Origin of the sequence: Ekhidna sp. (assembly GCF_965227465.1) — a bacterium.
Lineage (GTDB): Bacteria > Bacteroidota > Bacteroidia > Cytophagales > Cyclobacteriaceae > Ekhidna.
In genome coordinates, this window is sequence record NZ_OZ245746.1 from 2,305,601 (window position 1) to 2,319,002 (window position 13,402).

Here is a 13,402-nt window from a genome sequence, read left to right on the forward strand (position 1 = left end):
TTAGTGATAAAGTCACACAGTCAGCATTCATTTGTGACTTAAAAGGATGATACCAGTCCCAAGGGCATGAAATTTTATACACTATTTGTATTTCTGTTTTTGAATACCTCCGCTTTTTGTCAAAGAGAAACGGTTCGTGGCAACCAACAATGGATTCAGTATTACAACTCCATCAAAATATCTGATAAGTTTGGTGTATACAGTGATGTAGGTGTTAGATGGAAAGACACTTTTAATGAGCTTTCCCAAACCTTGCTTAGAACGGGAGTCGGATACAACTTTAATAAAGATGTTAGAGTCATTTCTGGTTTTGCTTTTCTTACACTTCGTAGAGATGGCGATTGGGATAGGTTTGAATACAGGCCTTACCAGGAAGTTTCCGTTTCAAAGCTACTTGGGAAAGTAAAGGCACAACACCGTTTTAGGATCGAAGAGCGTTTTTTCAGAAGCGGAACGGAAGAGTCAGGCATTAGGAATAGCTTTAACTATCGATTTAGGTATCGTTTTTATGTTTTCATACCAATCGGAACGCTAGCGGATAAACATCCTCTTTTCTTGAATGTCGGTGATGAAATACTCTTCAATGCAGGTAAAGATGTGGCCAAAAATATTTTTGATAGCAACCGACTATTGATAGGTCCCGCCATGCAGTTGAACTCAGGTCTGAGCGTTTCTCTTACTTACAACTATACCTATGCGAGAAAAAATCAGGGAGATACAGAAAGTACTGCCCATATTATTTGGTTGGGCTTCAAGCATAAATTGAACCTCGTAGATTAAAAAGCTACTCTTGTTCGTAATCCAAATATGGTGATGGTTTCACCTTCTTGACCTCTTGCATCCCAAATAGATTGGACGTGTGGTGAAATGAAGAATGCCTGCTTGATGTTGAATCTTAGGTAAGCCTCTATCATTTTTTCCTGTTCTGAATCCGATCCTTCCATAGTTGAAAATCCTTCAGTTTGGCCGTATGCCAAGCCTGTGGAAATACTCGCAGATCCGAAGAGTTGGTAATTCCTTAACTGCAAGCCGCCACTCCAGGATCGCTTTACTCCAAAGCTTCCGGCAAGACTATCAAGGTTTTGACCATACCTGCCATATGAATAGAGTTTGTTAGTTAATCGAAGGTCTCCACTTACTCCAAAACCCCACCCTTCCTTCACTTCGGTATTTCTATAAGCGTACACCCTTATTGCTCCTTTTTCCACATTATTAATATTGAACGATTCAGTTAATTGCGCAATCATGAAAAGTCCTTGAAAAATTTGATCACCAGAGTTGTCATTGCTTGCAACACCGACCTGAAAAGTGAAATTATTGAGCAACTCAGTATTAATCGACATGCCGGGTCCGTTTCCAGGTGCGGCAAGAGCCGAACTATTTACAAACCCATTACTCAAGAATTGAGAATATTCGTCATTGGCAATGGAATTTGGATCGTAATAGTTGGTTAGGTCAATCTTTCCCATTGTGATAGATGTGTTGCTAATGCTATATTCTACCCATGCCTCAAGAATATTTATGCGATCTAACCCATCTCCACTTTGTGTGGTTCCTGCTCCTCCATGAAATCCTGAATAGTTGGGAAAGAATTTGTCAGGTCCATTACCACCAACGCCTTGTAGGTTTATAAACACCAGGCTATTTTGTCCAAATGATGAAATAGCAAAGAGGTCAACCGTGCCTACGACTGAATTGATAGAATTGTCAAACTTACCATCCCATTGAAAAACGTTGAGAAACTGTCCGGTAAAAGTGAGTTGCTTGGGTTTCTTAACCGCTGCTTTGAAAAGTGAATCAAGGGCTCTGCGCTTAGACCTTCTGTCATTGTCCGTAAACTCCTGATCATCTTCATTTATTGATCGTAGGATTCCCTCAAACTGTGAGTGTGTAACCATTCTGGCTCTTGTTTCCTGAAGTGCCTTTTCAAGACTATCGGCTCGCTGCTCTAATCTGTTAAGCCTTTGAATGAGTAATGAATCGGTTGACGATCCTTGTGTTTGCGCCAGCGTTTCAACGCTGAGAAATAGTATTATAAGTGAAAACAGGTGTCTTTTAATATTACTCATCTGTTTTAATCCATGTTTTCAATGCCTCTTCAATTAACCTTCCTTTTTCTTCACTCAAAACAAGTACGTTTATTACATAATTACCGTCCTTGATGCTGATTCTTGGAGAATCAAGACACCATGGATTATTAAGTATAAATGCTTTCAAATCTTTTAAATCAACAAGCGAATCAGAAACCAAGAATGAATAGATTTCTAAAGAGGGAGATTCCTTTTTAATGGTAGTCTTGGCCTTAGTTCCGCTTATGTACGAACTAATCTTAATTAATGGTTTCTTCCAGTTCATTGGAGCACCTCTCTTTCTTTTAATGCATCAAGAATGAATGGGTACATAACCGGATCGAGGTTGTAGATACCACCTGTTTTCTCAGTGATTAAACCAGATCTTTGCATTGCAAGTGCTTTTTCCTTTACTTCTTCCTCACTCCAGCCTGTAATCCGAACCATTTTTGGTATAGAAAGTCGCTTGTGGAGAACGAACTGAATGATTAGCATGGTCCAATCATCGCCTAACTTATCAAATACGTCCAGTGTTGGATACTCTGGTTTTTGAACACAGATATATTCTTTGTTTGCATTCTTAATATTCGATAACCAACCATTCAAAGTTACTCCTGGGCTACCATGACTGTATTTAAAATAACTATGGAAAAGGGAGGCTAACTGCAATTCACTTAACTGGTCAGATTTTTCATCAAAATGAATCTTCAATCCACTTGATTTGTGTCTTTTGAGTACCAACTCACTGAGCTCTTCCGCATCAAATGGAGCCATATTGATGATCTCTATGAAATGCTCCTCAAAAGAGGTAAGTTCATTAATCAATTTATATGCATAGGCATTCATATTAGCCACAAACAATACCCTATCTCCAAATTGATCTATCAGCTTTCCAATCAAGTCAATTACCGCTAAACCATCTTCAGATCGTTCCCAGAAAAGCTCCAAATCGTGGATGATTAATATGCTGTTTTTTGCTAATCTTGAAAGCATCTGCTCAGAAGTGCCTCTTTTTTGCACTGCCTTGGCAAGTGATTTTTCAAAGCCCTCAACGGAAGAGGAACCGGGAATAGGCGGAAACAAGTGAAAAACACTACTGCTTTTAAATATTTGTTGGGTTACGTGTTTAGAAAAAGCAGTTTTACCTGAGTTGCGATCACCGAGCAGTAATATTCCTCCATAATGTCCACCTCTGTGTCGCTTAACAGCCTTTTTAAACAACGCTTCTTCAATAGGACGTTTGATCCAAAGGTCCTTGCTAATATTTGATTTGCCATTGAAAAGACTTGTATAGTATTGAGGCAGAGGCTCTATGCCTTTAATGGGTGGACTCAATTGTTCTTTTAAATCAAGAAGCATGCTATTAGTGGAAGCCTGTTTTTGACTCTTAACAAGCTGATTTGCAAATAAAGTTGCCTCACTCTGCCTATAAAGTAATTTGGCTATTGCCCCTTGGGAAAATTGTTTGATTCTTTCCAGTATTGCCTCAGCACCAGAAAGGACTTGCTGACTTTGATACACCCTAAGTCCGCTGCTGTAATCCTCTGCACTTTCTTCAATTCGGATAGACTCCAGAGGTTCATAGGCACTTTCTAATAGTTTTTCACTACCACTTTGGAAATTTTCTAAATACTGGACAAAAGTGTCTTTTTCTTTTTCAATTTTAGCTTTACATCCTTCAAGAATTTCCTTTTCAGTGCTTGCGGTCTGTTCCTCATTTTCCAGATTAAATCTGGCAAGGTTCATTGCATCTTGGGTGGTTAAAATAGCTCTTTTCAAAGCATCCATTAATTGCTCGAAGTTTTCCTCCGATGGAGATTCATACCTGGATTTAATATAATATTCAGCCATTCGTGAGACCGGAATAGAAATAGGCTCGTGATCACTATGTAAAAGGGAGAAAATTTCGATTTTCTCGGGAAGTTCCTCTGTTAGAGAAATGATTTTCGCTTGATGTTCCTCGAACTGCTCCTGCAGGTCAGCTTCAAAATCCGTATCTACCTTAATTTTTAATGCCTTTTCAGGATCACTTTGAGTTAATTTTGAACAGATGGTGTCTACTTTTTTGATGTATTGTGAGTAAACAACCATTTTCATATTCTCCCAGAAATCTATTATCTGAGTTTCTTGTCTATTCCTAATTGCGTGTACTTTCAATTCAAGAACCAACAGATTGACTATTGTGTGAGTATTTACTTCAAATCTCTCGGAAAAGTCTTTTAAGAAGCTTTCGTGTCGAGCGTAATATTTCTTTTTCTTTGACCTTTTTCTAACGACATGATCTGTATCCAACCTTTCCATATCTCTTTGCATCTGGATGAGGTTTTTCCTGAATTCAGCAAGTAATCTATTTTGATAAAGTGAATCTAATGACTCAAGTTCATCTCTTGTTTTCTTGACTGGTACTTCAAGTTGAAACAGCTCTTGTAATTCCAACTCGCTTTCTTCCCATATTTGCCTTTCCACATCATTTAAGGCATCTGTAATATTGCCAATAAGCTTTCGGGTACTCTCGTAAAATTTTGTCTCATCTTTCTGCAATTGTTGTAGCAACTTTTTCAGAAATACCATTCTGGTGTTTAGCTGATAATACCTAGCCAACTCCCGGTAATTAATAGTCTGAGTAATGGGCCTGCCAACAATTAGGTGCTTAAGCTTTTTTCCTCTTTTGATAGACCTAATTCTAAAGTTGTCATCTTTACTTATGGCAAAGTCTTCATCAGCATACTTGATTGTAAAGTGCTTCGGAAACCTTCTAAAATCCTTGGAAAGCTGATCTAGACACCAGGATATACCTTCCTCCATCTGTTTTGTTTGATAAGGAATACTTACTTCCGATATTTCTTCATTTATAAATAAATCCATCTTAAATAAGCTTTCATTCTTAAGTTTATCAATGGCTTTCTTTCGTTTTAGAAGTTCTGGTGTTTCCTCAATTTTCTTAACCTCTTTTTTAATTGAATCTATTCGATTTAAAAGTTCTTCAAGGAAAGATCTATGACTATCAAAAATCGGCTTGAAGGCTTGATCATAAAACCGATTGAAAACTTCCTGACCGTTACGGTCTATTTTCCAAATATCTGAAGTTATCTCCGGAAATTTTGATTCAGGTAATGGCGGCATAGCCAATATACGATCCTCTGATTTGGTAACCAGTTTCGGTCTATTCTGATCTATTACCTCGAGTTCTTCAAAGTCCTCTGAGGCATTAATGATTAGAGAACTACCGATGTGCTCGACAATTTCATTGATTTTACTGAAAGATTTTCTGAAATTCTTGAACTCCTGATCAGGGACTCCCAAGAGCACAAGATCAGCCTTTCCTGATTCCTTGGATATGATTTCCAAATCAGTAAGTTGATCCTTTTCATTGTTGATAATTTTCACATCTGCTGGTAACCGGAAGCGATCCAGAATAGCAGCTGTTTTTTTATAAATATTTTCCGATTCCTCATCTTCCCGATTAATAATTAGCACTCTTATTTTCGCGCTTTTCCATAAAGCAGAACTTGTAATGGATCTTACCAGACCAAAAGAGAGTGATAGATTTCGTCCTGAACCACTCCACCAGATATCAATGGTACTTCCGTTTCCATACCCTTTATCATGATCATAGTTTAAAAAGAGTGTATTAAAGTTTTGACTAGCAAAACTTTCAATTAAATCAAGAAATCGATCTTCATTGGTTGGAATTTTGCTCCACCCCATCAAAATAGTATTTGGCTCCACTCCGGAAAATCCATACACTCTTGCAATTTGATCCATCCCTGAGTAGATGTCTCTGCAATGTAGTTTGTGTTTAAAATACCCTATGGCATCCTTTCCCCTTTCGAGATTTGACTCAGTTTTAGCCATAATACGATCGTCACTTTTCACCAATTCAAAGGCAGTAAGAATTCCAAGCTTGCCCGCGATAGCTTTCCCAATTTCTATCATGTGCATGCGGTTATTTGGATTGCCACTGAACATGATCATGTTAGGCCTCCAGTTTCTATTATGGACACGGTCCTTCATTAGGTTCGTTAATCCAGTTTTGACCAAGGATGCCCACACACCACTCCAGGCATCTCCAGAGTCCAAAGTCAGTTCGCGTTTTTTTAATAGAAAGTAAGTCAAACCCAATATTAAAACGGCACCAATTAGAGCAAGCAGATCTAATTGAATCATTACTATTAGACAAGCAATGGCTCCTATCAAACTAATCCATCCTGATACTTTAAAATCCGGCCGATAGTCAGTACTTGTCCATTTCTCAAATGCTGCGCTAATGTTTAGAAAGCCATAAGTTGTAATGAAGAATATGGACACTATCCGAGCAATAATGTCGAGTTCCCCTATAAGTATTCCAGCCTCTGCAATCACAAATGCCAGCAAGACTGCATTTCTAGGTTCTTTGGTTGGTCCATAGCCTTTAGCAAAAAATCTTGATCCGATTTTATCAACTGCAATAGCCTGCATAATTCTAGGAGCTCCAAGAATACTCCCCAAAGCAGATGAAAGTGTGGCTCCCCAAATGCCCGCAACCACCAATTCAGGAATCCAGGCTGTATTGAGTAATATCTGCGAATCATTAGTCAGCGCCTCCCGACTTACAGATAATGAAAAGAAAATGGCTAAAACTACATAAATAATGAAGCCAGTAACAATTGCTGCAATAGTTCCTTTAGGAATAGCTCTTTTAGGATTTTCTAAATCACCAGACATACTAACTCCCGCACTAAATCCGGTTACAGCTGGAAAGAAAATACCAAACAAAACCATTATTGAAGTCGCATTTGGTGAACTGAGGAAGAGCGGACTTTCTGTGCCGAATTCATGCTGACCAAAAAAAATCGAGATTAAGGATAAAACTATTGCGATCAAAATAAAAAACTGGGCTTTAATAGCAAGAGAGGTGCTAATAAAGGTAATAATGGTAAGAGCAATCAGTGCAAGTGATCCAACAATTCTGATATTAGATATATCTATTGAAAAGCCCAAATACGGTAGAAAGCTTTCAGAAAAACCAATCAAATAGAGACTAATACTAAATGAAAGACCAACAAAAAGCGCAAGCCCTAATGTACCTCCGATCGGTAATCCTAAACTTCGAGAAATGATGTAGTAAGGCCCGCCCGCCTCCACCTTTTTATCAGTGGCCATAGAGGATATGCTAAGCCCGGTAGTCACTGAAATGATGTGAGCAACTACAATGATTCCCAATGTATACCACAGTCCAGCCTCACCGACGATTTGCGGTAGCCGCAAATACATGATCACACCCAGAATTGTTAATATAGAAGGGACGAATACGCCACCAAAAGTTCCAAACTTTTTGACTTTTGCCATATAGTGATTGAGATTAAGTTGGGTTTTTCGACCTTTAAGACCCTAATGATTAAATTAAGTCACAAAATTTACTTATAAACTGTGACTAGTTTGAGGAAAACTTGTCCTAAGACCAAAATTAAATCAATGGAATACCTAAATGCATATACTCAAACAATAGCAATCTCATTGATTATTATCATTTCCTACCTATTCAATTTCATATCAAAGAAGTCTAAAATTCCAAGTGTATTGCTGTTGATAGGCTTGGGCGTTGGCCTTCAATATCTATTGGAATTGGTAGAAATCAATTTGGACAACATTATTATGTCTGCACTTGAGTTGTTGGGTGTAGTAGGTTTGATCATGATTGTCTTAGAAGCAGCTCTTGATTTAAAATTGGAGAAGGATAAAAAACCCTTACTTATTCAATCCTTCATCATTGCATTGGTGGCACTCATAGGCACTGCACTATTGGTAGCATACATTTTCAATCTTGTCCTTTTTGATGACTTCCTAACATCACTAATTTATGCAATACCATTATCCATTTTAAGCAGTGCTATCATTATACCTAGCGTCAGTTCGCTATTAGATAAAAAAAGAGAATTCATGATTTACGAAAGTACATTCTCTGATATCCTCGGAATTATGTTTTTTTATTTTGTGCTAAGTGGTTCAGAAGCTAGTCGAACCAGTGATATTGTGATGGAAGTATCTGGCAGCATTGCAATTACGATTATACTTTCTATACTAATTAGCTATTTAATGGTAATTCTGCTTCAGAAGTTAGAATCTAAGGTAAAGCTCTTTTTTCTTATAGCTATTCTGGTACTACTCTACTCCACTGGTAAGATGTTCCATTTGTCTTCTCTTCTCATCATTATGGTATTTGGATTGGTATTGAATAATTACAAATTATTCTTTCGTGGAAAGTTGAAAAAATGGGCTAATCCCGATGCATTGGATCATATCACAGAAGACTTTCATGTGGTGACTATGGAAACGGCATTCGTTGTTCGCACATTTTTCTTCGTCATTTTTGGAATGACCTTGGACTTTTCGGGACTTTCTGATTTACCCTCTTTATATATTGCACTGGCTGTTCTTGGAATCACTTACGTTCTTCGTTTTATCCTTCTCAAGGTTATCATCAGGAAGAGCATCACACCACAGCTTTGGATTGCTCCAAGAGGTTTGATTACTGTACTACTTTTCTTTTCCATTCCTATCCAGTTTATTGATGATCGTTTCAATCCATCTATTTTGCTCATTGTAATACTAGCAACTAGTATCATCATGACAACAGGTTTAATTTCTAAGAAAGAAGATATTGAAGAAGTGGATGAACTATCATTTACAGATTGGGAGGAGTTAGATAAGGAGATTGCGGAGATGCGAGAAAAAGAAAGAGTAGAAATGTAGCCAGAGATTGAAAACCGAAAATTTCTCTGACTTAGGCCATGTTTTTGGATTAATTGACTTCTATGCCTTTAAAAAGTCACCCGAACTTTGGTAAGAAGGATCAGCAAGAATTTAGTCAGTAACTCGACATAAAAACCAAAAATGCCTTTCAGATATCTGAGAGACTAATATTGCAGTCCGTAGGAGAATTTCTATAATTAAGTCAATTGATTGATGCTTAATTTGTTATAGCAAATAATCAAAACAAGGGTATATCCTGGTTTTAAGAATAAGATTCAAATTACTTTTTAATTATTGAGCTTCAAAATCGGAGCTTTTTCATATTTTCAATTTGTCTTGACTTTTCCCGTTATTTAATATTCCAATCCCAAATACCCACATCCCCCCTCCTACTAATGATGGAATAACAGCAAGCATGACCAATGCTATATGGATTACATTATTAGCAAGAGATTTTTGAATGATCTCTAGCCCATCTACATCCAAAAAAGATTTTACTAGCGTAAGAAACCAGTTGCTATAATTAGCAAGGATGAACAACCGAATCATATTTACCTTATACAAATGGTCGAATTTGATAATTGGTAAAATAAGGTGAAGACTTAATATGATAAGAGCTCCAATAATTCCATTGAGATGGGCTGCCACACTTGCTCCTAAATTACCATCAATTTGACCTATTGCCACAAAAGTGACGTAGATTCCAGTTAATAGCCCAAGCAGAAACAAAACTGCCGCAGATCTTGCAATCACCTTATAATTCTGAGTTTTTTTTAGCATTACTTGTATCATTCCGAGAATTTTTTAATATCTACTGATTACATTACTAATTCGCATATGAGCGGGGATATTGACATGAGTTTTGTCCCCTACAAATTACTAAAGCAAAGAACAGTACTCTCACTATTAATTATGGCTTATATCGAAGAATGGATCAGAGAGCTTTATTAAGCGATTATCTTCCTTAAATAATGGTAGTGTGAAAGTGAATCTGGATCCATGCCCTATTTTTGACTCAATAAGTAGCTTACCCTTATTTTTTTTAACAAAATCAATGCATAGTTGCATTCCCAAACCTGTACCCATCTCTTTGTTTGTTCCAGGTTTTGTAAAATGTGTATTAGGATCAAGTAAGCTTTTTATATCCTCATCAGACATTCCAACCCCACTATCCGTAACTGACACATGTAAGTAATCATTCTTAGCAATACATTCAATTGAAATAACACCTCCTTCATTACTATATTTAATAGCATTTGCTAATAGATTTCTAATTACAAATTCAACAATCCGCTCATCTCCATACGCAATTGATTTTGTATATAATTGAATATTCGAAATAATGCTTTTTGCATTCAATTCTTCGTTAAACAACTCAATACACCTATTTGCTACTTCACTGATCTCAAAATAATCATACTTCAATTTGAGAATTCCCATTTGGGATTTGGCCCAGTTAAGTAGATTATCAATCAACATCTCCACGTTCTTTAATGATGACTCTAGTCGATTAAAAATCTCTTTTTCTTTTTCCTTAGTGAGCTCAATGGCATCATCATTGATTAGCTTAATAAAGTTGCTCACAGTTCCAATTGGAGACCTTAAATCATGTGAGATTATTGAAAAGAATTTGTCCTTTATCAGAGATGACTCCTTAAGCTTTTCCTCTGACCTTGATAGTTTTTTATTTAGTTGCTTTAGCTGATTATTCTGATAGGATAATTTCTTATTCTTTTTCTCCAAGTTGTTTTTAAATGACAACTCTTTCAAGTGGTATATATATCTAAACCTTGTAAGAAAAATACTTGCAAAACCTATAGAAAATAAAAGCCATGCACCATCCTCAATAAAGCATTCTAAATCTAGCCTGTTAAAAAAATACGCAAAAATTAAATACGATAGCAATGAGGCTATTAGAATTACAAGCGAATGCCTCCATTCCCATAAAAGGAAAAATGAAGAAATTATAAATACGGCAGAATAATTAATATTATAAACTAACGCATTTTGCAAAGGGACCTGAGATGTTGCATATGATAAAAAAATCACCAATGGAAGTAAGCAAGCATATGCCATGGATCTAAAAGATAACTTACCAACTGTATTGGCATAAACTACCATTATTAAATAGAGTACTATACCAATTCTCATTGAGAAAATCGACATCCATTGATCTTCAAAAAAGAGGTAATCGGGGAATATTGGCATTAATATAATAGCAATCCAAACCATCCGACGGTGTAGCTTATTGGCTGTTTTAGAAACCTCTTTTACATTTTGGTTTTCAAGGGGTGATTGTTCAATATCTATATTAGATTTATTGGATGCCTTCCATCTACCAGCTTCCCTTCTGGCTTTGACGTCCAATAAAATAACCACAGAACAATAGCACATAAATGTGATTGCAAATAATAATACGAGTGCTTCATGCCACTGTGGTGGATAACTGACCTCCAGAGGACCAACTAGAACATCTGCTACATAGAGTGCAATAAACTCAGTAAACGAAACTATAATCCAAACAATACTAATTTTATTAACCTCATAATCAGAAAAAGTGAGCACATAAAATGGTGAGAGCATCAACCAATAAAGTGCGGGTGAAGAAATTCCTCCACTGAAAATCACCTCAACAAGAAACATGATATTTGCATATACTGCAAGTAGATTAACCGATTCTACCAATCTCTTTCTAACCATGAGATTAATTGCTACATGAATCGTCCCAAGTGAACCAAACAGCCCCATTAATGAGGCTATTTTGAAATCAATAAAATAAAAGCTCAGGCTAGTGACAAGAAGAAACAACAATGAGAGGGTTAATGTCTGAACAAGAACTCTTCTCTTTGGCCAATCAGGGAATTGCCGATCACAAACTATCTTGGTATAATTATCAAGAATTATCATATTGAAACTTGATTGAATATCATATTCTTTAGGATGAGTTCTGATAGTGGTTTATCATGCAATCCCGTTACATACTTTCTGCTCATTAAAAAGTCCTTTTCAATAAGGCAGGATGACACAATGAAAATTGATGGGATTTTGTTTAGTCTGGGGGCAATTCTTTCGAAGTGATCCAAAAATTCGACCCCATCCATTATAGGCATATTGATGTCTAACAGAATTATGTCTACAACACTCAAATTCGTATCAATGTGATCTTCAATGAATTTAATCGCATCAAATCCATTGAAAAAAGATTCTTTATGTGTGATTGATACTACTTTTTTAAAGTACATCTCATAAAGCTTGTGTACTAGCTCGTCATCGTCTACAATAAATATTTTCATGGTTGATTTATAGTTTATATTTTCCATTCGAAATAGAATGTTGTACCCTCTCCTGGTTGTGAATCATACCATATCTTTCCTCCTCGCTGTAGCAAAATGGTTTTTACCGTATAAAGTCCAATACCACATCCATCATCCTGCTTGTTTTCCAGTCGTATGAAAGGATCAAAAATTCGTTCACCTGATTCTTTAGAGATTCCTACACCATTATCGGCAACATAAAAGGTTAGAGGTTCTAAACAGAACACTCCTATTCGTACTCTGGCAAATTCACAGTTGCAATATTTTACAGCGTTGGATATTAAGTTTTGAAAAATAATTTCAAGTAAGACTCCTTCGGTTTGAATTATCGGCAATTCATCATCCAAAGTGTATTTGATTTCTCTAACCCCTAATCTTTCAATTAAAGCGTCCAAGAGTTTCTTGACATCTACTTTCTCTTTTTTTAATGAATTAAGATTGTTTCTTGCAAAGGCCAGGAGACCATCAATCATTTGAGCCATTCGATCAATGTATGATTGCATTTTATCCTCATATAATGAGGTATTTTCTTGATCATATCGCATGAGCTCATATAGAGATTTTATGCTTTGCAAAGGACTTTTTAAATCATGAGCAATCATCCGTCCGAATTGATACAAACGAGCATTTACTTCAGCTAACTCCTTATTCTTTCTTTGCAGTTCTGCTTTGTTTTTGTCTAGCTCAAAAACAGAAACAACTGAGTTGGCAAGAGTTCTTAATGCATTTTTTTGATCTAATGTAAGCTGTCTGGGTTCACGATCAACTACACAAAGTGTTCCCAATTTGTATCCCTTTGGACTTACAAGAGGATACCCTGCATAATATTTAATATTATGCTCCTTAACTATAGGACTATTCTTCCATTCTTTATCTACAGAGGCGTCTTTGATTTCGTATAAGCCAATCCCCTGAATTGTTACTTTGCAAAAGGAAACATCTCGTGGTATTTCTTTCTCTTCTATGGAAGGATCGCCTTGAATGGATTTGAACCAATTACGCTCAGAATCCATCAGAGTGATCAAAGAAACTTCCGTTCCGCAGATAAATGATGCCAATTTTGTAATGTCATCATACTTTTTCTCCGGAAGAGAATCTAAAATTCCATAACTATCTAGATCTTTTATTCTATTGGCTTCTTCGTTTCTATCAGTATCAGGTATGGTGTGCAAAAGCATAAGGCATATGGGTTATATCATATGCTTTATAAAATTGATGCCAAAGAATGTAATTATTTGATAATCTGATACTTATGAGATGAGTTACTAGATAGTCTTTTCTTTATTT

9 protein-coding genes are annotated in these 13,402 nt (G+C 36.4%); 2 read left to right on the top strand and 7 right to left on the bottom strand.

Annotated elements, in window-relative coordinates; translation table 11 throughout:
• The first annotated feature begins 66 nt into the window (after positions 1-66).
• Positions 67-780, top strand: coding sequence for a DUF2490 domain-containing protein (locus ACO05G_RS10130; protein WP_421762681.1), 714 nt, complete (start codon positions 67-69; stop codon positions 778-780).
• On the opposite strand, the gene ACO05G_RS10135 is transcribed toward ACO05G_RS10130, so the two are convergent.
• Genes ACO05G_RS10135 through ACO05G_RS10145 form a run of 3 tightly spaced genes read right to left on the bottom strand, consistent with a single transcriptional unit; the run spans position 777 to position 7,397 of the window.
• Entirely contained in the window at positions 777-2,069 is a 1,293-nt protein-coding gene (locus ACO05G_RS10135; RefSeq protein WP_421762682.1) for a hypothetical protein, read from the bottom strand. The two genes, ACO05G_RS10130 and ACO05G_RS10135, sit on opposite strands and share 4 nt — an antisense overlap.
• The gene (locus ACO05G_RS10140; RefSeq protein WP_421762683.1) at positions 2,062-2,355 is read right to left on the bottom strand and encodes a hypothetical protein; all 294 of its coding nucleotides are present in this window, start codon (positions 2,353-2,355) and stop codon (positions 2,062-2,064) included. The genes ACO05G_RS10135 and ACO05G_RS10140 overlap by 8 nt, the downstream gene beginning before the upstream one ends.
• Positions 2,352-7,397 (bottom strand): amino acid permease, encoded by a 5,046-nt coding sequence (locus ACO05G_RS10145; protein WP_421762684.1) that lies wholly within the window; start codon positions 7,395-7,397, stop codon positions 2,352-2,354. Before ACO05G_RS10145 ends, ACO05G_RS10140 begins: the two co-directional genes overlap by 4 nt.
• Positions 7,398-7,523: 126 nt before the next feature.
• Here ACO05G_RS10145 and ACO05G_RS10150 point away from each other — a divergent pair, with 126 nt between their 5' ends.
• On the top strand, positions 7,524-8,801 hold the full coding sequence (locus tag ACO05G_RS10150; protein WP_421762685.1) for a cation:proton antiporter: 1,278 nt from the start codon (positions 7,524-7,526) through the stop codon (positions 8,799-8,801).
• A 318-nt stretch (positions 8,802-9,119) separates the two neighbouring features.
• Here the strand turns inward: ACO05G_RS10150 and ACO05G_RS10155 are convergent, their stop codons facing one another.
• The 4 genes from ACO05G_RS10155 to ACO05G_RS10170 all read right to left on the bottom strand — a co-directional run bounded on the left by ACO05G_RS10155 (position 9,120) and on the right by ACO05G_RS10170 (position 13,293).
• Positions 9,120-9,593: a hypothetical protein gene (locus tag ACO05G_RS10155; RefSeq protein ID WP_421762686.1), complete on the bottom strand. Its 474-nt coding sequence runs from the start codon at positions 9,591-9,593 to the stop codon at positions 9,120-9,122.
• A 114-nt stretch (positions 9,594-9,707) separates the two neighbouring features.
• A complete protein-coding gene (locus tag ACO05G_RS10160) occupies positions 9,708-11,549 on the bottom strand; it encodes a sensor histidine kinase (RefSeq protein ID WP_421762687.1) in 1,842 nt (613 codons plus the stop codon).
• A 155-nt stretch (positions 11,550-11,704) separates the two neighbouring features.
• Complete coding sequence (locus tag ACO05G_RS10165; protein ID WP_421762688.1) at positions 11,705-12,094, bottom strand: response regulator; 390 nt, start codon at positions 12,092-12,094, stop codon at positions 11,705-11,707.
• Between the two features lie 14 nt (positions 12,095-12,108).
• Positions 12,109-13,293, bottom strand: a complete 1,185-nt coding sequence (locus ACO05G_RS10170; RefSeq protein ID WP_421762689.1) for an ATP-binding protein — start codon at positions 13,291-13,293, stop codon at positions 12,109-12,111.
• Positions 13,294-13,402 lie beyond the last annotated feature (109 nt).